The sequence below is a fragment of the Mycolicibacterium sichuanense genome (assembly GCF_033741125.1).
In the GTDB taxonomy this organism is placed as follows: domain Bacteria; phylum Actinomycetota; class Actinomycetes; order Mycobacteriales; family Mycobacteriaceae; genus Mycobacterium.
In genome coordinates this window covers 340260-359200 of sequence record NZ_JAWQPU010000001.1, presented here as the reverse complement: position 1 = coordinate 359200, position 18941 = coordinate 340260, and the positions used below count along the sequence as shown (strand labels likewise).

Here is an 18941-nt window from a genome sequence, read left to right as displayed (position 1 = left end):
GTTTTGGACTTTGGCCACGCCGACGCAGCACCTAGGCACACATGAATGTTTGCCAAATATTGCGGTCGGTAAACGGCAACGCACGGCATTCGGCAACACCGCACACTACGGTGCACGAATAGCAACGACGACACCGTGGGTCGGCTCGTTCGAAGTCCGCGCGGACGTGCGTGACACGCGAGAACGAAGAAGCCCCCGCAGGCCAATGGCCTGCGGGGGCTTCTCGCGAAATGTCTTGCGGGACTGCTACTTGGCCCGCTCGAGGATCTCGACGAGGCGCCAGCGCTTGGTGGCGGAGAGAGGACGCGTCTCCATCAGGGACACGCGATCGCCGATGCCGGCGGCACCGTTCTCGTCGTGTGCCTTGACCTTGGTCGTGGTGCGGATGATCTTGCCGTAGAGCGGGTGCTTGGTGCGCTCTTCGAGCTCGACGACGATGGTCTTCTCCATCTTGTCGCTCACGACGTAGCCGATGCGCGTCTTGCGACGGCCGCGCGGCTTCTCGGTCCGAGGGGTGTACTTCGGCCCCTTGGTCTCAGTGCTGTTGTCTGCCATTACGAATCCTCACCAACGGGTCCGGAGGCCAGACCCAACTCACGTTCACGAAGCACGGTGTACACGCGTGCGATCTCCTGCCGCACGACGCGGAGCCGACGGTTGTTGGCCAGCTGTCCGGTCGCCATCTGGAAGCGCAGGTTGAACAGCTCTTCCTTGGACTCGCGCACGCGGGCGGCGAGCTCGTCGTCGGTCAACTCGCGCAGTTCGCCAGGCGAAACTCCCACTGCCATCAGAACTGCTCCTCTCGGGTAACGATGCGTGCCTTGATGGGCAGCTTGTGGATAGCGCGCGTCAGCGCTTCCTTCGCGGTCTTCTCATCGGGGTAGCTGATCTCGAAGAGCACGCGGCCGGGCTTGACGTTGGCCACCCACCATTCGGGCGAACCCTTACCCGAACCCATGCGGGTCTCGGCGGGCTTCTTGGTCAGCGGGCGGTCGGGGAAGATGTTGATCCACACCTTGCCGCCACGCTTGATGTGCCGGTTGATGGCGATACGAGCGGACTCGATCTGCCGGTTGGTGATGTAGGCGTGCTCCAGGGCCTGGATGCCGTAGTCACCGAAGCTCACCGACGTACCACCGCTGGCGATGCCGCGCTGGCGGGGGTGGTGCTGCTTGCGGTGCTTGACCTTACGAGGAATCAACATGGTTAGCTCCCTGAATCCTGGGTGGCGCTCACGGCTGCTTCCGGAGCCGCGACGGTTTCGGAAGCACCGGACGTGTCTGCAACGGGCGATTCCTCGCTGGCGGCACGTCCGGCCTCGGTGCTCGTCGCCGTGGTACCCGAGGCGCCACTGCGGCGCGGACGGGTGCCGGTCGGACGATCACGGCGCGGACGCTCGGCACCGGCGGGGGCCGGAGCGGCGAGCTCGCGCTTGCCACCGACGACGTCGCCCTTGTAGATCCAGACCTTCACGCCGATGCGGCCGAAGGTGGTCTTGGCTTCGTACAGGCCGTAGTCGATGTCGGCACGCAGCGTGTGCAGCGGCACCCGGCCTTCGCGGTAGAACTCCGAGCGGCTCATCTCGGCGCCGCCGAGGCGGCCCGAGCACTGCACCCGGATGCCCTTGACGTTGGGCTGGCGCATCGCGGACTGGATCGCCTTGCGCATGGCACGACGGAATGCGACGCGGTTGCTCAGCTGCTCGGCGACACCCTGGGCGACCAGCTGGGCCACCGACTCGGGGCTCTTCACCTCGAGGATGTTGAGCTGAACCTGCTTGCCGGTGAGCTTCTCCAGCGTGCCGCGGATGCTGTCCGCTGCCGCGCCGCGACGGCCGATGACGATGCCGGGGCGCGCGGTGTGGATGTCGACGCGAACCCGGTCACGGGTGCGCTCGATCTCCACCTTGGCGACACCGGCGCGCTCGAGCTCGACGTTGCGCTCACCGGGGATCACGAACGGCGCGAAGAGCCGGCGACGGATCGCCACGTCTTCCTTGACGTAGTCCGCGTACTGCTTGTCGGCGTACCAGCGGGACTTCCAGTCGGTCGTGATGCCGAGGCGGAAGCCGTGGGGATTGATCTTCTGGCCCACTACTCCGAGCCTCCCTTCGAATCAGAGGTCTCTGCGGCCGGGGCCGAAGCCTTCGCCGGTGCTGCCTTCTTGGCAGGTGCCTTCTTGGCGGGACTCGAGGCCGCCGCCTTGCTGCCCTGCGCGCGACGCGCCCGTGCCGATGAGGACGAGGCGCCCTTGTCCTTCGGCGGACGGCTCTCGACGATCACCGTGATGTGGCTGGTGCGCTTGCGAATCCGGTACGCACGCCCCTGGGCGCGCGGACGGATGCGCTTGGCGGTCGGGCCCTCGTCGGCGTACACCGCGGCGACCACCAGGGTCGTCGGGTCCAGGCCGTCGTTGTTCTGCGCGTTGGCGGCAGCGCTGGCGATGACCTTGGCGACGGGCTCGCTGGCACCCTGGGGCGCCCAGCGGAGGATGTCGAGCGCCTCGGTGACGGACTTGCCGCGCACCAGGTCGATCACACGGCGCGCCTTGGAGGCCGAGACGCGCACGAAGCGCGCCTTGGCTACGGCGCTGGGATACTCAGTCGACTGAGTTGTCGTCGTCATTACCGCCGCTTCGCTTTCCGGTCGTCCTTGATGTGACCCTTGAACGTGCGGGTCGGGGCGAACTCGCCCAGCTTGTGACCAACCATGGCCTCCGAGACGAACACCGGCACGTGCTTGCGACCGTCGTGGACGGCGAAGGTGTGTCCGATGAAGTCGGGGATGATGGTCGACCGACGGGACCAGGTCTTGATGACCTGCTTGGTGTTCTTCTCGTTCTGAACGTCGACCTTCTTCAAGAGATGGTCGTCGACGAACGGGCCCTTCTTCAGGCTGCGTGGCATCGCTGGATACTCCTAGCGCTTGTTCTTGCCGGTGCGACGGCGTCGGACGATGAGCTTGTCGCTCGGCTTGTTCTTGCGGGTGCGGCCCTCGGGCTTGCCCCACGGGCTGACCGGGTGACGGCCACCGGAGGTCTTGCCTTCACCACCGCCGTGCGGGTGGTCGACCGGGTTCATCACGACACCACGGACGGTGGGGCGCTTGCCCTTCCACCGCATACGACCGGCCTTGCCCCAGTTGATGTTCGCCTGCTCGGCGTTGCCGACCTCGCCGACGGTGGCGCGGCAGCGCACGTCGACGCGGCGGATCTCACCACTGGGCATGCGCAGCGTGGCGTAGGTGCCTTCCTTGCCGAGCAGCTGAATGCTGACACCGGCGGAACGGCCCATCTTGGCGCCACCGCCCGGTCGCAGCTCCACGGCGTGGATCACGGTACCGGCCGGGATGTTGCGCAGCGGAAGGTTGTTGCCGGGCTTGATGTCGGCGTTCGGCCCCTGCTCGATGACGTCGCCCTGCTTGAGTCCCTGCGGCGCGATGATGTAGCGCTTCTCGCCGTCGACGTAGTGCAGCAGCGCGATGTTCGCGGTGCGGTTGGGGTCGTACTCGATCTCCGCGACCTTGGCGTTGACGCCGTCCTTGTCATGGCGACGGAAGTCGATGACGCGGTAGGCACGCTTGTGGCCGCCACCCTTGTGACGAGTGGTGATGCGGCCGTGGGCGTTACGTCCACCGGTCCCGTGCAACGGGCGGATCAGCGACTTCTCCGGAGTCGAGCGCGTGATCTCGGCGAAGTCCGAGACGCTCGAACCGCGACGACCCGGGGTCGTCGGCTTGTACTTGCGAATTGCCATTATCAGTTAATCCCTTAACTCCCGGCCGGTCAGGCCGGTGCTCCGAAGAGGTCGATGGGCTTGCTGCCCGCGGCCAGGGTCACGATGGCGCGCTTGGTGCTCTTGCGCTGTCCGTAACCGCTACGGGTGCGCTTGCGCTTGCCGTTGCGGTTGAGCGTGTTCACCGAATCGACCTTGACGCTGAAGATCTTCTCGATCGCAATCTTGATCTGCGTCTTGTTCGAATCCGGGTGCACCACGAACGTGTAGGTGTTCTCCTCGATCAGCCCGTAGGACTTCTCGGAGATCACCGGCGCCAGGATGATGTCGCGGGGATCAGTGACGGTAGCCATCTACGCCGTTACCTCTTCCTTGTTCGCACTGTTCGCCTCGATGTAGGCGTTCAGCGCTTCCACGCTGAACACCAGGTCGTCGGCGTCGAGAACGTCGTAGGTGTTGAGCTGATCCGGCGAGATCACCCGAACACCCGGCAGGTTGCGCACGCTGAGCGCGCCGACCTCGTCGCTGCGGCCGATGACGACGAGCACCTTGGGGCGGTCGGTCAGCGACTCGAGGAACGTCTTGACGGTCTTCGTCGACGGCGTCTGCCCACTGATCAGCTCGGTGACCGCGACGATGCGGTCGTTGCGGGCCCGGTCCGAGAGAGCGCTGCGCAGAGCGGCCGCGATCATCTTCTTGGGGGTCCGCTGGCTGTAGTCACGCGGCTTCGGGCCGTGCACGACGCCACCACCGGTGAACTGCGGGGCGCGGGTCGAACCCTGACGGGCGCGGCCGGTGCCCTTCTGGCGGTACGGCTTCTTGCCGCCACCGGAGACCTCGGCGCGGGTCTTGGTCGAGTGCGTGCCCTGACGCTTGGCAGCCAGCTGCGCGACGACCACCTGGTGCATCAGCGCGATGTTGGGCTCGACGTCGAACAGCGCGGCAGGCAAGGCGACGGTGCCGTCGGTCTTGCCGTCCGGCGTGCGGACGTCAATGGTCTTGTCAGCCATTACTTCTCACCTCGTTTGATCGCAGTGCGGACTACGACGAGCCCGCCGTTGCGGCCAGGAATGGCGCCCTTGATCAACAGCACGCCGTTCTCTGCGTCGACCTTGTGCACCTTCAGGTTCTGCGTCGTGATCTTGTCGCTGCCCATCCGGCCGGACATGCGCGTGCCCTTGAAGACGCGACCCGGGGTGGCGCAGCCACCGATCGAGCCGGGCCGACGGTGCACGGCCTGCGCGCCGTGGGCGGCGCCCTGGCCCTTGAAGCCGTGACGCTTCATGGTGCCGGCGAAGCCCTTGCCCTTGCTGGTGCCTGTCACGTCGACGTAGCTGCCGTCGGCGAAGATGTCTGCGGTCAGCTCCTGGCCGACCTCGTAATCGGCGGCGGCTGCCTCGTCTTCGAGCCGGAGCTCGGCCAGGTGCCTGCGGGGGTTGACCCCGGCGGCGGCGTACTGGCCGGTGACCGGCTTGTTCACCTTGCGCGGGCTGATCTCGCCATAGGCGAGCTGCACGGCGCTGTAGCCGTCGCGCTCGGTGGTGCGGATACGGGTCACCACGTTGGGGCCGGCCTTGACGACCGTGACTGGGACGACCTTGTTGTTCTCGTCGAACACCTGCGTCATGCCCAGCTTGGTGCCCAGAATGCCTTTGCGTGCCATTGTTCTGGAATCTCCTACTGCGATGACTATTGAATGTTGACGTCGACGCTCGCCGGCAGATCGATGCGCATCAAGGCGTCAACGGTCTTCGGCGTCGGGTCGAGGATGTCGATCAGGCGCTTGTGGGTGCGCATCTCGAAGTGTTCCCGCGAGTCCTTGTACTTGTGCGGGGACCGGATGACGCAATAGATGTTCTTCTCCGTCGGCAGCGGCACCGGACCAACGACGCTCGCGCCCGTACGGGTGACCGTCTCGACGATCTTGCGCGCCGAGGCATCGATTGCCTCGTGGTCGTAGGCCTTGAGCCTGATGCGGATCTTCTGTCCCGCCACGCTTCTCCTACCTCACTACTAACGGGCCCGTGCTTGGGCCATGTCCGCTTGGGCCTGATGCCGGTGCGTGACGCAGTGCGTCCCGCTGGCTTTGCCGCCGCTGTTTACCTGTCTGTGGTCCACCGACCCCCGCGCTCGGGTGTGTCGCCCTTACGCACACTCTCCTGCGCCGAAATTCCACCGCACTCGAGGTTGGGACCGGACGCGCCGGTTAGGGCGCTGGTCGTATGCCAAGGCCAGGCATGCTTTCGATCAAGCATCATCCCGGCTCAAGGCAACCCGAACAGTATGCCCTAGATCCCGGCCTGCTCCAAATCCCTCGTCGAGGCCACGGAAAGGGCTCCGGGTCCACCGTAGGGTGACCCGCCGTGACGACTTCAACCAGGACGTATCGACTGTGGAAGCGACTCGCCGGTCGCCCGGGTGGCGGTTGGCTCTTCTCGGCCGCTGCCATGATCCGGGTGCCGTACTTCGCCTCCGTTCTACCGCGCGTGGTGCGGATGGAACCAGGCCTGGCCGAGGTGACCGTGCCCAAGTGGTTCTTCGTCCACAATCACCTCTCGACGGTGCACGCCATCGCGTCCTGCAATGCCGCCGAGATGGCCATGGGGATGCTGATGGAAGCCAGCGTCCCGACCTCCCACCGGTGGATCCCCAAGGGCATGACGGTTCGCTACCTGGAGAAGGCCACCACCTCGCTGCGCGCGACGGCTCGCATCGAGGTCCCCGACTTCACCACGATCACGCAGGGCACCGAACTCGTCGTGCCCGTCAGCGTCGCCGATCGGCGGGGACGCGAGGTCGTGCACGCCGACATCACGACCTGGGTGACCCCGGCCTGAGCACGAGGCCGCCGGGCGCATCTCGAGGTCTCGTCGTTCCGCCATTGACATCACCTCCGCTGGTTCAGCAAAGAACCACGCGCAAGGAAGCGCAGCTCGCGCCACGCACCCGCCCGTGAGGCCCTCGGACGGTGCCGCCGTCCGCCTCCTCCAGAGCATCATTACAGGTCGGGGCGAATTACCGCAGCATCAGCCGTGACCGGCGGCCGGCCCGTACTCAGCGGCCGACGCCAGCTCCGATCGACGCCGCAGTGCAGATTTGGCGAATATCTGTTAGTTTGCCATCGCTGCAGTACTCAGACGTCGAACGCGGCCGAAGGGAAACCAATGGGGGGACAACGGGCCGCTCAGGCCACCAACCAGACGATCGCGGCCACCGGCAACGGGCCATGGGCGACGACCGGTGCTGGCCGCCCATCGCACCTGGTGCCGCCGACGGTCTCCTACGTGGAGGAGATGCTGGACACCAGCTCGGCAACCGGCGGTGCCGACCTCGCCGTGACGCCGCGGAATCGTCCGACCGTCTCGATCTGCATCCCCGCCTATCAGGCCGCCGCGCACCTGAGGACCACGCTCGACAGCGTCCTGGCTCAGGACTACCCGGACATGGAAGTCGTCGTCATCGACAACAACAGCACCGATGAGACCGCCGCCATCCTCGAGTCGATCGGCGACGAGCGAGTGCGGGTGTTCCGCAATCCCGTGACGGTCAGCGCCGCCGACAACCACAACCTCGCCGTACGGCGTAGCCGTGGACGCTTCGTCAAGGTGCTCTCCGCCGACGACATCATCGACCCGGATTGCATCGCCACCCAGGTCGAGGTGTTCGCGCGCAGGCCCGACGTGGCCGTGGTCGCCGCGCGGACCGACTTCATCGACAACGACGGACGGCTACTGGTGCCGGCCAGGGGCGTCCGCGGAATCGTGGGGCCACATCCGGCGCACCGCGTCATCCGGCACATCGTGCGCAGCGGACGCAATCCGATCGGGGCACCGGCCTCGGTCATGTTCCGCCGCGCGGACTTCGACCGCTGTGGCGGATTCCGGCGCGATACGACGTACACGACGGACGTCGACCTGTGGGCCCGGCTGCTCGACCGGGGCAACTTCTACGGCATCGGGCGCACGCTCGCGTCCTTCCGCGTGCACAGCGGCTCCCTCTCGGACCTGACGTCGATGCGTTCGCAACTCGCTCAGCACGCCGAACTCGCCAGGGGGCTCGGCGAGGATCCGCGCTGGGGCCTGTCCCGCATCGATCGGGCCCTCGGCCGGGTCAACGCCTACCAGGCGCTCGCCCGGCGGTTGTTGCTGTTCAAGCTGAGCAGCCGTCGCGCGTCACGCCGCCAGCGCAAGGCGATGGAGGCGGTCATCGTGGGGTTCACGCGGGATCCGGAGGAGGCCGGCCTGGTCGTCGACGGTCCGTCGCTCGTCGGGGGGCGACGGGAGAACGATCGGCAGTGAGCCTCAGCGGATCACCGACCGAACCGCGCAACATCGCCGTCGCTGCCCCGTCGGCCGATCGCAACATGAGCGTCAACACCATGTCGCTGATCCTGTCGAGCCTGCTGACGGGGGTCCTTGGCATCGTGTTCTGGGGTGCGGCCGGGCGGCTCTACCCTCCGCGCGAAGTGGGCATGGGCGCGGCCATGATCAACTCCGCGGTGATGCTGTCGACGCTGTCGATCCTGAGCATCGACACCCTCTACGAGCGGTTCCTGCCGGTCGCCGGCTCTCGGGCGGCATCGATGATCAAGCGTGGCTTCCTGGTGGTCGTCGCCACCGCGCTCCTGTCGGGAACCGCCCTGGCGATCTTTGGCCCGCGGGAGCAGCTGTTCGAATCCGGTTGGGCGATGGCGTGTTATCCCCTACTGGTGGTGGTGCTGGCCATCTTCACCCTCCAGGACAAGACGAGCGTGGGACTCGGGGTGGCCCGGTGGTCGGCCGGCAAGAACTCCTTTCACGCGGTCGCCAAACTGGCCGTGCTCTTAGTGCTCGCCTGGACCGAGAACGGCGTGGCGATCGTGGTGGCGTGGGGCGCCACCGCCGCGGCGGCGGCCGCCGTCCTGCTGGTCGCGATGCGGCGCCGCTACCGCACCAGCCCACAATTCCAGGACACCCCGGATCTGCCGTCGACGAACCAGCTGTGGTCGTACTTCGGTTCGTCGTTCGGCATCACCGCGCTCTGGGTGATCGGCCCGCTGGTGGTCCCGCTCATCGTGCTCGACCGATTCGGCGCCGAGGCGAACGCGTACTTCGCGGTCACCTTCGCCGTGGTGAACGCGCTCTACTTCGCGGTGCATCTCGTCATCGGCCCCTACGTGGCCGAGGTCGCGGCCAACCCGGACAAGGTCGCGTCGCTGTCGGTCCGGATGGTGCAGACGATGGCTGCCGTCACCGTCGTCGGCAGCGCCGGCCTGGTCTTCGTCGGCCCCTTCGTGCTCGGGTTGGTCGGGCCGACCTATCGCGCGGAGGGACAGAACCTGCTGTTCCTTGCCGCGGCCTTCATCCCCCTGTCGTCGGTGGGTGCCATCTACGAGGGTTTCGCTCGGGTGCAACGCAAGCTGAAGCTCATGGTCGCGGTCCGTTGCGTCTCGGCCTCGGTGATCGTGTTCGGCACGCTGATCGCCACCAGGATCGTGGGAGTCGACGGCGTGGGGTGGGCGTACCTCGCCGCCGAGTCGCTCTCGGCGGCCGTGCTGCTGGTCCCGGTCGTCCTCTGGCTCAGACGTGCCAAGAACACCCAGGTGGTCGCGGCGGCCCCGTTGTGATCGCCGTCGTCGTTGGCAACCAACCGTTCATTTGCCATATCTCCATCACCTCGTCACTTTCCGACGACGGCGGCCAGCTCACCGTCCGCGCGGTCGACACCTACACGCTCGCCAAAGATCGATTCGAACAGGTAGAGTCTGCGAGAGTGAATCGCCACGGCGAGATGCCCACCCCAGTCCAGAACGAAGATCGAAGGCTCATCTGATGCTCAAGTACGTAGCCATCAGCACTGCGGCGAAGGCTTTTTCGCTCAACGACACCACCAAGTCCGCCTACCGGCGGCTGGGCAACGTCGTGCTGGAGAAGATGCGGGTGTCGGGTGGCATCAATCAGCCCTACCTCGATCGCGCGGCGCGCCTGGTCGACTATTGCGATCGCCTCGAGCTCCTGGCGCCCGGTGACCGGGTCCTTGAGCTCGGTACCGGTTGGGTGCACTGGGAGGCCACCGTGCTGCGGTTGTTCTTCGACGTCGAGGTCACGCTCTACGACGTGTGGGACAACCGGCTCCTCGGGGCCTACACCTCGTGGCTGGGCCAACTCCACGACCGCATCGACGCGGCCTTCGCCCACCTTCCCGCCGAACGCCGCGCCCAGGCCAAGAAGATCGCGCGCCAGGCAATGCAGGTCCGCACCTTCGAGGAGCTCTACGAGACGCTGAACTTCGACTACGTCGTGGATCCGACCGGCGCGCTCGAGGGCGTTCGCCGCAACCACTACGCCCTCGCCGTCAGCGCCGACGTCCTCGAACACGTCCAGGGTGAGCAGCTTCCCGACTACCTGAGCGCCATGCGCCGCTGCCTGGTGCCGGGTGGCGCCTCGGTGCACCAGATCGACCTGGTCGACCACTTCCACTACTTCGACGTCGGTACCTCGCCCAAGAACTACTACCGCTACGCCGACGAGACCTGGCGCCGTTGGTTCGAGAGCGACGTGCAGTACTTCAACCGCATCCAGCGCCCGGAGTGGATCCGGTTGTTCGCCGACGCCGGATTCGAGCTGCGGGTGGCCGACACGGTGTCCGAACGGTTGGCACCCCTCAAACTCGCGCCGGCCTACCGCGACCTGGCGACCGAGGACCTCGAATGCATGCAGCTGCTGACCGTTCACCGCAACCCGGGTAGCTGAACGGAGTCACGTCGCCATGTCGGTTAGCCAGAGGTCGGTGCGGCTCTGCTGTGCCCTGATGGTGGCCGCCGGCCTCATCGCCGTCGGCCCCGATCGCGTCGCCCTGGCCGAAGATGCCTCCGCCGCAACCGCTTTCGGGTGGGGTGCACCGGACGCAGCACTGAGCGACGAGTTCGACGGCGGTAGCGCCCCGTCGCCGGCGTTCTGGGAGTCGTATGCATCGGCGGGCCATGACGGCAACGGGCTGCGCAGGCCCTCGCAGAACACCGTCGACGACGGTCACCTGCAGATCGCCGGGCTGGCCGACGGCACCTCCGGCGGAATGATGAGCCACCGCGTCTATCCCGCCTTCGGCCGGTGGGAGGTGCGCATGCGGGTGGACGAGCAGGGCGTGGGCAGCGCCTACCATCCCGTGGTCGCGCTCATTCCCGCCGGCGTCCCCTATGCGGGCGGCGCGGGCGATCTCGACTTCGCCGAGTCCGATGCGGGCAGCGGCCGTGCCTACGTGTTCGTCCACTACCCGCCGAACAAGCAGGACTACGCCTCGGTTCCGGTGGATCTGGCCGACTGGCACACCTATGCGATCGAGGTCGCCCCGGACCACGTCTCCTGGTTCGTCGACGGTGCCGTCGCGATGACCGACACCAACCCCGCCGCCATCACCGGCGTCGACTGGACGACGAACATCCAGCTGGACGCCTACCATCCCTCGGGGCTGGCCCCGTCGAACCTGCAGGTCGACTATCTGCGCTTCTATCCGCTGCCGTCCTCCGGAGCGCCGACCGTACCTGGGCCGGCGCCGTCCGCCGGCGCCTACCGCTGACGACGCCCTTGTCTCCCAACGCCGTTCGCACGGGGCGATCCGCCACCCGGGTCGCCATCGTCGTCACGCTGCTGTTGGTGGCCGGGTGGGTCGTGATCAACCGGGACGACGCAGGACTTCCCCGCGTGGACCTCGACTCGGGCTGGACGTGGCAGCCCCAGGAGGGTCAGCTCGAACTGGGCATCACGCACACACAGGAGAGCCTCAACTCCGGGTCTGCGCCCGCCGCGACGGATCGCGCTCGATCGGTGCTCGTCGACGCCGGCCACTCCTGGCAGAACCAGCATCTGATGGGCTTCGGGGCGCTCAACCCGGAACCGTCACCCGGGGTGTACGACTGGGCATCGCTGGACGCCCGGATGACGCTCATCCGCGATACGGGCGGCTCGACGGTGCTCACCGCCTGCTGTGCGCCCGACTGGATGAAGGGCGGTAGCGCAGGTGCCACCGACTGGTCCCGCCTGGAGACCGCGCCCGATCCCGCGTACTTCGACCGGTTCGCCGCACTGACCGCCGCGGCGGTCGCCCGCTACCCGCAGATCCGGGCGGTGATGGTCTGGAACGAGCTCAAGGGCTTCTTCCACCCCGAGCTCAATCGGTGGGACTACGAGGGCTACACCGACCTCTACAACGCCGTGTACCGGGCGGTGAAGGCCGTGCGGCCCGACGTCCTGGTCGGTGGTCCCTATGCACCGGTCACCAGTGTCGTGCCGGGGAGCCACTTCGCCTCGACCGGTCTGATGGGCGCCTGGGGGGCGGCGGATCAGCGCGTGCTCGACGTCATCGACTACTGGCTGCGCCACGCGGTCGGTGCGGACTTCGTCGTGGTCGACGGTCCGACGAGCATCGGCGGAATCGGCTCGGGCCAACCTCCCGCCACCGTCGACGCCGGCACGAGTAAGTACGCCGCGGTGACCACCTGGGTAAGGCAGCGCACGACCCTTCCGGTGTGGTGGGCGGAGTTCTATCCCGACGTACCGGCCGGCGCCAGGGGCGGCGCCGACAGCCCCGCCAGTGCTGCGGCGACGTTGTCGGCGATCGCCGAGTTCGCCGGGTCGGGCGCGGCCGTCGCCCTGCTGTGGGGACCGGAGGGTTCGAGCCTGGCGTACTCCGCGCTGTGGACCTCGACCGCCGAGGACCCGGACGGCGGGCGTCCGACTCCGTTGACGTCGGCGTGGGACTGGCTGGTGCCGAAGTTGGCGGCCGGCCACCTCGAGATCGGCAGGTCGGATACGACACCGCTGCTGGCGTTCAGGGACCCCGACGGTGCCGTCGTCGTCAATCCGACCGGTGCCGACGTCCCCCTGCCGGGTACCGGTCGACCCTTCCCGGCATGGGCCGCCTCGATCGAGGCAACATGATTTGCCATGTCTGCAGCAGCGCGTCGAATCGGCACGCACGACACCAGCTCCACGGCACCGCGGAGCCCAGGGATCACGGGCGCGCTCCGATGCCTTCGAGTAGCCATTCGGTGGGGCAAATGGGTACGCTGACGCCCGTGAAGCGCCGCCGGGAGAGCCGGGTGACCCGATGACACTCAGCCATGTCGACGCAGTCGAGGGCCATTTTCGGCACGCGAAGGGGACCGAAGACCCCGCCCCTCTGGTAGCACTCGCGGCCGCCGTCCTGATCGCCATCTCTGCCGTCATCACGTTGCTATCCCTCATCGGGTGCGCCGACTACGTTCCCTCCGTCGTGCGGATGACGATCGTCTGCGCAGTGGCACTGACCCTTCCTGGGCTACCACTGGCAGCATTGCTGAAATTGCCGTCCAACGGCATCTTCGCCAGTGTCACGGTGGCCGTGTCGATCGCCGCCAACGTTCTGCTGTCGCAGCTCGACTTCGGACTCCGCGTCGATCAACCCCACCTCCAGCAATTCGCACTGCTGGGGGTGTCCGCCGGCGCGGCCGTGCTACTGCTGCGCCGGTGGCGCTCCGAGGCGGCCGACCATCGACCGGCAACGATTCTGGAGGTCGCCAAGGCCCGGGTCGCGTCCGTCGAGCTGACGCGGTCGAGTCTGGCGCTGATCGCGGGTGCGCTGGTCTTGTTCGCCGTCGCGGTTCACCGGCTCGATCCAGGAGCCGCCGGACGTCTGGGCCTGATCCAGGCCCTCGGTCTCGACTACTTCGCGGGGCTGGCAATCCTCGCCGCCGTCCTCGCGATCGAATACCGCCGCCGTCGGATTCAGCCGGCGATGCTCGCGCTGACCAACGTGACGCTGATCGGCTACCTCGTGCTGCCGGTCGCGCTGTCGGATCGCACTGCCCCGTTCGTCACGGCGTACGTGCACCGCACCCTGACCAACGTCATCGTCGCCACGGGCGCCCTGCCGCCACCGGTGGACGCTCGGACCAGCTGGGCGGGGTTCTTCTCCGCCGTTGCACAGCTGGTGACGGTCGGCGGCCTGGATGACTGTGGACCGATGATGCTGGCCGCGTCCTTCGTGTTCGGGGCACTGGCGATCTTCCCCGTCTACGCCATCGGCCTGGCGATCACCGGACGTCCCCGGGTGGCGTGGATGGGTGCCACCGTCTACACCCTCTTCAACTGGTATCAGCAGGACTACTTCGCGCCCCAGGCCATCGCCGCGCAGTTGTACATGACGATCCTCGCGGTACTCGCCTGGCAGATGCGCGCCGCTGTCGTTCCCGCCATCGGCGGTAACGTCGTCGAGCGGGTCCGAGCGGCCTGGCGGCGGATGCCGGGCCGGGCGCCCGACACCGACGCCGGTTGGACGCTGGCGATCGAGCTGGTGCTGGTGCTGCTGGTCGCGGCCATGGTGGTGTCGCACCAGTTGACCCCGGTGGTGACCATCGTGGCGCTATTCCTGTTCTCCGCCTTCGGCCTGACGCGGTACAAGCTGCTGTGGGTCGTCGCCCTCGCGATATTCGTCGCCTGGTTCACCTACGGTGCGCACGACTTCTGGCAAGGGCATCTCGGCGCGATCGTCTCCGACGTCGGTGGCGTCGGCAACAACCTGACCTCGACCGTCACGAAACGCATCTCGGGCGACCCGGTGTACAGCCGGATGCAGTATCTGCGGATCGCGGCCGCGCTGTTCCTGTTCGCGACCGCATTCATCGGGTGGCTCAGGCTGCCACGGCGGCGGGGTTGGTTGCTGTTCGGTGCGCTGGCGGTCGCCCCCTTCGGCCTGGTCGCCGTGCAGAGCTACGGCGGCGAAGTGATCATCCGCTGCTTCATCTACGCCTCGCCCGTGCTGGCGCCACTAGCGGCCAGCCTGCTGTCGACCTTGATCGGACGGCCCGCGCGGACGGTTCGCCAGGCCTGGACGTGGGGTGCCGTGGCGGCGGGCGCGTTCTTCGCCCTGGCCGTGTGGGTGACGGCCGATCGTGGCCTCAACACCTCGTTCGAGCGCACCACGACCGAAGAGCTCGCGATCGCCGATCAACTCGACGCGCAGACCGACACCGCTCGGCTCACCAACTATGGGCAGGGCTCGCTGTACGGAATTCCCCTGCAGTTGGAGATGGGGCCGGAGTGCTTCCAGTCCGGCGCCGTCCTGGCGGATTGCACGACCCGGCTCGGTACCGACTACGTGGTCGACACCCGGCAGGACGAGAAGTACCGGGAATACCGATTTAGCGTGCCGCCAAGCACTTTCGACGATGCCATCGACGAAATGACGTCCCGCGGAGGGTTCGACATGATCTACGACGGTCACGACGTGCGGGTGTTGAAGCGCGCGAACGCCCCCAAGCTCGACCTCGAGTTCCACCAGTGATCGCCGTCGGCCTGTTCATCGCCTGCGGCGTCCTCTACGTGCTGGCGAGCCACGAGCGGGAACGCCCGGTGCCTGCGCACGGCGTGCCCGGTCGGGGGCGTGCCGCGGTCATCCTCACCATCGGCGTACTCGGCACGGCGCTGGGCGCGATCGCAATGTCGTTGGACACGGTGCTCTCGGTCCTGTCCTGACGGCGGCGCGGGTCAGCCCTTGACCCCGGCCCAGAAGTGGCACTGATGCATCTCGTCGAAGTTGGTCTGCACCCTGCTGCCGTCGGGTCGTAGCGAGAGGCGCTTGCCGTCCTCGCCGAACGCCGGCCAGCGCTCGCCGGGATTCCCGTCGCGAACGAACTGGCTCCACGCGTCGATCATCTGGTCGGACAACACGCGTTGCGGGGGTTTGAGCGCGGGCGCACCGCCGATGTCGAACAGGTAGCGCAGTTCCAGCGAGTGACTCGCTCCGACGGGGAACGGCAAGGTGCGCAACGGGTCCGGGGCCGGCGCGTCGCGATCATTGAATTCGTAGGCGTACACCGGCGCGTTCTTGGTCAGCCCGTCGGCGATCCGGTCCGCGACGCAGGAGAACACCCCGTCGGTGACCGCGGCCGAGTAGGCCAGCGGCACGCTGCCGCGGAAATGCTGCAGCGGGTAGCGCGCCGCAACGGCCTCGGCGTCGCGGCCGAACGTCTGGGAGAGCAGCCGCGGATACTGCGCTTGGGTGTACGGCTCGTGCAGGCGCAGGTACTGCAAGGCCACGAACAGCGTGAACTCGTCCCCGTTGCTTCCGATCATGACGGGCACCTTGGCGGCGTGGCCATCGGCGATTGCGACCATCGGATCCACCGGCAGCACCGACGTCCCCGTCACCGGCCCGCTGAGGGCGTCGTCGCCGATGCGGTAGTACCAGACCGGCTTTCGGAGCTGGTCCGCCGGCAGGGCGCGCAGGCACGCCGCGGCCGTGGCGGGGTCGACGCAACCGGCGTCCCTGGCGTAGTCGAGGCTGGAGCGCACGGCGTCCGGGAGCGCCACCTGCGCCTGACAGGGGCCGCTCTGGATGATCGCCGCCCGGAACAAGCCCTCGGACCCGGGTGCCACGAGGTGGTCGCACACCGACATGCCGCCTGCGGACTCGCCCGCGATGGTCACGGCGTTCGGATCGCCGCCGAAGTTCGCGATGTTGTCGTGCACCCACCGCAGCGCCGCCTGCTGGTCGGCCAGGCCGTAGTTACCGGTCGTGTTCACCGGACCGAGGGACGGGTGCGCCAGGAAGCCAAGGGCGCCCAGCCGGTAGTTGAGGGTGACGACCACGACGTCACCGCGGGTGGCCAACCACCGCGAATCGTAGAGACCACCGCTGCCGTTGATGAATGCGCCGCCGTGGATCCACACCAGCACGGCGCGCTTCTCGCCCGACGGCGGCGGCGTCCACACGTTGAGCGTCAGGCAGTCCTCGGAGGTGTGGCGACCCATCTCCAGGTCACTGGTGTCCTGCATGCAGCGGGGACCGGTGCGCGTCGCGTCCCGCACCCCTTGCCACGGCTGCACCGGGGCCGGCGGTTGCCAGCGCAGCGGCCCGACGGGCGGTGCGGCATACGGAATTCCGGCGAACAATCGATGGTCGGGGGCGACGGTACCCCGGACGGCGCCCGCCGCGGTCTGCGCGACGAACGGGTCGGCTGGCGGCTGGGGCGCGGGTGCGACCTCTCCCCCGCCGTTGGCGCAGCCGGCCACCAAAAGCATCGTCACCACGGCGGCGGCCAGCCACCGCAGGCCTCTGCTGGATCGGTTGTTGGGTCGCACGCCCGCCGAGCCTACTGATGGATACGGACGGGGCAATCCTGGCATCACCCAAATGCCGAGCGCGCAGCGTTCGCGCTGCGGTCATGGCGAATTTGGGCCGACGAAATCCGTCCGCTCGATTGCCTCCGATCCCGGCAAACCGGTCCTGCCGTCACGGTGGCCGCCATAAACTGCCGCTTGACACCCGTCAAGTAGCCCTCGTCTCCAGGAGTCTCGATGAGCAGTCAGCCCGATGCCCGCGTGATGGACCCGGCAGCCAAGGTCCTGGCCGATCCCACCGCCTACGCCGACGACGACCGGCTGCACGCCGCGCTCGCGGAGTTGCGTGCCAACAATCCCGTTGCCTGGGTGGACGATCGGCCGTACCGGCCGTTCTGGGCGATCACCAAGCACGCCGACATCATGGCCATCGAACGCGACAACGAGCTCTTCCTGAGCGAGCCCCGACCGCTGCTTGCCACCGCCGCGGCCGACGACCTCGCCAAGGAACAGCTCGCGGCGGGGATGGGCCTGCGGACGTTGATCCACATGGACGATCCGCACCACCGCAAGGTCCGCACCATCGGCGCCGATTGGTTCCGGCCCAAGGCCATGCGCGACCTGAAGGTCCGCGTCGACGAGCTGGCCAAGCGCTACGTCGACAAGATGGCCGACATCGGCCCCGAGTGCGACTTCGTCACCGACATCGCCGTCGACTTCCCGCTGTACGTGATCATGTCTCTGCTGGGGCTACCCGAATCGGACTTCGGCCGCATGCACATGCTGACCCAGGAGATGTTCGGTGGCGACGACGACGAATACAAGCGCGACGGGGGCTCCCTGGAGGACCAGCTCGCGGTGCTGCTCGACTTCTTCGCGTACTTCTCCACGCTGACCGCATCGCGGCGCGAACATCCGACCGACGACCTCGCCTCGGCGATCGCCAACGGCACCATCGACGGTGAGCCGCTGTCGGACGTCGACACGGCCTCGTACTACGTCATCGTGGCCAGCGCCGGCCACGACACCACCAAGGACGCGATCTCCGGTGGCATGCGGGCGCTCATCGACAATCCGGGTGAGCTGCAGCGGTTGCGCGACGATCCGGGGTTGATGCCGACCGCGGTCGAGGAAATGATCCGATGGTCGACGCCGGTCAAGGAATTCATGCGCACGGCGGCCAGGGACACGACGGTGCGCGGCGTCGACATCGCCGAGGGTGAATCGGTGTATCTGGCCTACGTATCCGGCAACCGCGACGAGGAGGTGTTCACCGATCCGTTCCGGTTCGACGTCGGCCGCGATCCCAACAAGCACGTCTCGTTCGGCTACGGGGTGCACTTCTGCCTGGGTGCGGCGTTGGCCAGGATGGAGATGAACAGTCTCTTCACCGAACTGGTGCCGCGCTTGGAGTCGGTCGAATTAGCCGGCACGCCAGAGCTTTCGGCGACCACCTTCGTCGGCGGCCTCAAGCACCTCCCGATCCGGTACGCGATGCGCTAACCGGTGCGCTTGGCGAACGTGGTGAGGAAGCCGTCGACGGCGGCGATCGCCGTCGCCTCGTAGTCGAACTCGGAGAGCGTGCTGAGCCGCCCGAAGGCTAGCGGGCCGATCAGCAGGGCCAGGGCCAGCGCCCGGTCGACGGGTTCGAGTTCGGCCGCGGCCTGCGGGCCGTCGAAGATCACGTCGAACGGCGCCGAGTACTGCCGTGCGATGTGCTCCCGCAGCGAGCGCATCTCCGGGCTGCCGGTGTCGTCGCGCGACACGTCCGGCAGGTGTCCGATGTCCGGCCCCAGCGACAGCCACGCCATGGCGGTCAGGGTGGTCGGCGCCTCGGCGATCGACTCGGCCCACGCCACCACGATCGCGACCAGCCGATCGCGCAGCGACCCGTCCTCCGGCGGCATCGGCGGTGGCGGGATGAGACTGGCGAAGCTGGCGGCGACGAGGTCGTTGGCGCTGGAGAAGTGCCGATACAGCGTGGCGCGGGCCACGTTGGCGCTGCGGGTGACGGCGTCGATGGTGACGGCACCCGGGCCACCCGAGCGCAGCAGCGCCGTCGCCGCATCGAGGAGTCGCGCCCGCGAACGTGCGGGCCGCGGATCACTGCGCCCGGCCGTCATCGTGTCACT

At 67.6% G+C, this 18941-nt stretch carries 23 protein-coding genes; 10 read left to right on the top strand and 13 right to left on the bottom strand.

Features of this window, described 5'->3' with window-relative positions:
- Positions 1-246: 246 nt before the first annotated feature.
- From rpsQ to rpsJ, 11 genes are read right to left on the bottom strand one after another with little or no spacing between them, the layout of a single operon-like run.
- Positions 247-555 (bottom strand): 30S ribosomal protein S17, encoded by a 309-nt coding sequence (gene rpsQ, locus SBI80_RS01700; RefSeq protein WP_318972699.1) that lies wholly within the window; start codon positions 553-555, stop codon positions 247-249.
- A complete protein-coding gene (rpmC, locus tag SBI80_RS01695; protein ID WP_140690890.1) occupies positions 555-788 on the bottom strand; it encodes a 50S ribosomal protein L29 in 234 nt (77 codons plus the stop codon). Before rpmC ends, rpsQ begins: the two co-directional genes overlap by 1 nt.
- Positions 788-1204: a 50S ribosomal protein L16 gene (gene rplP, locus SBI80_RS01690; protein WP_318972696.1), complete on the bottom strand. Its 417-nt coding sequence runs from the start codon at positions 1202-1204 to the stop codon at positions 788-790. The genes rpmC and rplP overlap by 1 nt, the downstream gene beginning before the upstream one ends.
- A 2-nt stretch (positions 1205-1206) precedes the next feature.
- Positions 1207-2094: a 30S ribosomal protein S3 gene (rpsC, locus tag SBI80_RS01685; protein WP_318972694.1), complete on the bottom strand. Its 888-nt coding sequence runs from the start codon at positions 2092-2094 to the stop codon at positions 1207-1209.
- The gene (gene rplV / locus SBI80_RS01680; protein WP_318972692.1) at positions 2094-2624 is read right to left on the bottom strand and encodes a 50S ribosomal protein L22; all 531 of its coding nucleotides are present in this window, start codon (positions 2622-2624) and stop codon (positions 2094-2096) included. Before rplV ends, rpsC begins: the two co-directional genes overlap by 1 nt.
- A complete protein-coding gene (gene rpsS / locus SBI80_RS01675) occupies positions 2624-2905 on the bottom strand; it encodes a 30S ribosomal protein S19 (protein ID WP_057167020.1) in 282 nt (93 codons plus the stop codon). Before rpsS ends, rplV begins: the two co-directional genes overlap by 1 nt.
- A gap of 12 nt (positions 2906-2917) precedes the next feature.
- Positions 2918-3754 (bottom strand): 50S ribosomal protein L2, encoded by an 837-nt coding sequence (rplB, locus tag SBI80_RS01670; RefSeq protein ID WP_318972686.1) that lies wholly within the window; start codon positions 3752-3754, stop codon positions 2918-2920.
- 29 nt (positions 3755-3783) lie between these two features.
- Entirely contained in the window at positions 3784-4086 is a 303-nt protein-coding gene (rplW, locus tag SBI80_RS01665) for a 50S ribosomal protein L23 (RefSeq protein WP_318972684.1), read from the bottom strand.
- A complete protein-coding gene (gene rplD, locus SBI80_RS01660; RefSeq protein WP_318972683.1) occupies positions 4087-4743 on the bottom strand; it encodes a 50S ribosomal protein L4 in 657 nt (218 codons plus the stop codon). It lies immediately after the preceding gene.
- Entirely contained in the window at positions 4743-5396 is a 654-nt protein-coding gene (gene rplC, locus SBI80_RS01655; RefSeq protein ID WP_318972681.1) for a 50S ribosomal protein L3, read from the bottom strand. Before rplC ends, rplD begins: the two co-directional genes overlap by 1 nt.
- A 26-nt stretch (positions 5397-5422) precedes the next feature.
- Positions 5423-5728 (bottom strand): 30S ribosomal protein S10, encoded by a 306-nt coding sequence (rpsJ, locus tag SBI80_RS01650; RefSeq protein ID WP_003925843.1) that lies wholly within the window; start codon positions 5726-5728, stop codon positions 5423-5425.
- Positions 5729-6096: 368 nt separating this feature from the next.
- On the opposite strand from rpsJ, the gene SBI80_RS01645 reads away from it, so the two are divergent.
- From SBI80_RS01645 to SBI80_RS01605, 9 genes are all read left to right on the top strand, one after another.
- On the top strand, positions 6097-6570 hold the full coding sequence (locus SBI80_RS01645) for a hotdog fold domain-containing protein (RefSeq protein ID WP_318972674.1): 474 nt from the start codon (positions 6097-6099) through the stop codon (positions 6568-6570).
- Positions 6571-6897: 327 nt separating this feature from the next.
- Positions 6898-8031: a glycosyltransferase gene (locus SBI80_RS01640; protein WP_318972672.1), complete on the top strand. Its 1134-nt coding sequence runs from the start codon at positions 6898-6900 to the stop codon at positions 8029-8031.
- On the top strand, positions 8028-9338 hold the full coding sequence (locus tag SBI80_RS01635; RefSeq protein ID WP_318972671.1) for a lipopolysaccharide biosynthesis protein: 1311 nt from the start codon (positions 8028-8030) through the stop codon (positions 9336-9338). The genes SBI80_RS01640 and SBI80_RS01635 overlap by 4 nt, the downstream gene beginning before the upstream one ends.
- Positions 9335-9544: a hypothetical protein gene (locus SBI80_RS01630; protein WP_318972670.1), complete on the top strand. Its 210-nt coding sequence runs from the start codon at positions 9335-9337 to the stop codon at positions 9542-9544. Before SBI80_RS01635 ends, SBI80_RS01630 begins: the two co-directional genes overlap by 4 nt.
- Entirely contained in the window at positions 9544-10464 is a 921-nt protein-coding gene (locus tag SBI80_RS01625) for an SAM-dependent methyltransferase (RefSeq protein WP_318972669.1), read from the top strand. The genes SBI80_RS01630 and SBI80_RS01625 overlap by 1 nt, the downstream gene beginning before the upstream one ends.
- 16 nt (positions 10465-10480) lie before the next feature.
- A complete protein-coding gene (locus tag SBI80_RS01620; RefSeq protein WP_318972667.1) occupies positions 10481-11287 on the top strand; it encodes a glycoside hydrolase family 16 protein in 807 nt (268 codons plus the stop codon).
- A gap of 8 nt (positions 11288-11295) precedes the next feature.
- A complete protein-coding gene (locus SBI80_RS01615; protein WP_318972665.1) occupies positions 11296-12648 on the top strand; it encodes a xylan 1,4-beta-xylosidase in 1353 nt (450 codons plus the stop codon).
- Positions 12649-12817: 169 nt separating this feature from the next.
- The gene (locus SBI80_RS01610) at positions 12818-15031 is read left to right on the top strand and encodes a hypothetical protein (RefSeq protein WP_318972664.1); all 2214 of its coding nucleotides are present in this window, start codon (positions 12818-12820) and stop codon (positions 15029-15031) included.
- Positions 15028-15222: a hypothetical protein gene (locus tag SBI80_RS01605; RefSeq protein ID WP_318972663.1), complete on the top strand. Its 195-nt coding sequence runs from the start codon at positions 15028-15030 to the stop codon at positions 15220-15222. The genes SBI80_RS01610 and SBI80_RS01605 overlap by 4 nt, the downstream gene beginning before the upstream one ends.
- Positions 15223-15234: 12 nt before the next feature.
- Here the strand turns inward: SBI80_RS01605 and SBI80_RS01600 are convergent, their stop codons facing one another.
- On the bottom strand, positions 15235-16770 hold the full coding sequence (locus SBI80_RS01600) for a carboxylesterase/lipase family protein (RefSeq protein WP_318973636.1): 1536 nt from the start codon (positions 16768-16770) through the stop codon (positions 15235-15237).
- A 276-nt stretch (positions 16771-17046) separates the two neighbouring features.
- Between SBI80_RS01600 and SBI80_RS01595 the strand changes: the two genes are divergently transcribed.
- Positions 17047-18312, top strand: a complete 1266-nt coding sequence (locus SBI80_RS01595; RefSeq protein WP_318972662.1) for a cytochrome P450 — start codon at positions 17047-17049, stop codon at positions 18310-18312.
- On the opposite strand, the gene SBI80_RS01590 is transcribed toward SBI80_RS01595, so the two are convergent.
- Entirely contained in the window at positions 18309-18932 is a 624-nt protein-coding gene (locus SBI80_RS01590; protein WP_318972661.1) for a TetR/AcrR family transcriptional regulator, read from the bottom strand. The two genes, SBI80_RS01595 and SBI80_RS01590, sit on opposite strands and share 4 nt — an antisense overlap.
- Positions 18933-18941 lie beyond the last annotated feature (9 nt).

Excerpts from the sequence above, each read along its gene's own strand:
- rplW (WP_318972684.1), bottom strand. The coding sequence starts at position 4,086 with ATGGCTACCGTCACTGATCCCCGCGACATCATCCTGGCGCCGGTGATC.
- SBI80_RS01640 (WP_318972672.1), top strand. The coding sequence starts at position 6,898 with ATGGGGGGACAACGGGCCGCTCAGGCCACCAACCAGACGATCGCGGCC.
- rplD (WP_318972683.1), bottom strand. The coding sequence starts at position 4,743 with ATGGCTGACAAGACCATTGACGTCCGCACGCCGGACGGCAAGACCGAC.
- SBI80_RS01590 (WP_318972661.1), bottom strand. The coding sequence starts at position 18,932 with ATGACGGCCGGGCGCAGTGATCCGCGGCCCGCACGTTCGCGGGCGCGA.
- rpmC (WP_140690890.1), bottom strand. The coding sequence starts at position 788 with ATGGCAGTGGGAGTTTCGCCTGGCGAACTGCGCGAGTTGACCGACGAC.
- SBI80_RS01620 (WP_318972667.1), top strand. The coding sequence starts at position 10,481 with ATGTCGGTTAGCCAGAGGTCGGTGCGGCTCTGCTGTGCCCTGATGGTG.
- rplV (WP_318972692.1), bottom strand. The coding sequence starts at position 2,624 with ATGACGACGACAACTCAGTCGACTGAGTATCCCAGCGCCGTAGCCAAG.
- rplB (WP_318972686.1), bottom strand. The coding sequence starts at position 3,754 with ATGGCAATTCGCAAGTACAAGCCGACGACCCCGGGTCGTCGCGGTTCG.
- SBI80_RS01600 (WP_318973636.1), bottom strand. The coding sequence starts at position 16,770 with ATGCTTTTGGTGGCCGGCTGCGCCAACGGCGGGGGAGAGGTCGCACCC.
- rpsS (WP_057167020.1), bottom strand. The coding sequence starts at position 2,905 with ATGCCACGCAGCCTGAAGAAGGGCCCGTTCGTCGACGACCATCTCTTG.
- rplC (WP_318972681.1), bottom strand. The coding sequence starts at position 5,396 with ATGGCACGCAAAGGCATTCTGGGCACCAAGCTGGGCATGACGCAGGTG.
- SBI80_RS01610 (WP_318972664.1), top strand. The coding sequence starts at position 12,818 with ATGACACTCAGCCATGTCGACGCAGTCGAGGGCCATTTTCGGCACGCG.
- rplP (WP_318972696.1), bottom strand. The coding sequence starts at position 1,204 with ATGTTGATTCCTCGTAAGGTCAAGCACCGCAAGCAGCACCACCCCCGC.
- SBI80_RS01595 (WP_318972662.1), top strand. The coding sequence starts at position 17,047 with ATGAGCAGTCAGCCCGATGCCCGCGTGATGGACCCGGCAGCCAAGGTC.
- SBI80_RS01625 (WP_318972669.1), top strand. The coding sequence starts at position 9,544 with ATGCTCAAGTACGTAGCCATCAGCACTGCGGCGAAGGCTTTTTCGCTC.
- rpsQ (WP_318972699.1), bottom strand. The coding sequence starts at position 555 with ATGGCAGACAACAGCACTGAGACCAAGGGGCCGAAGTACACCCCTCGG.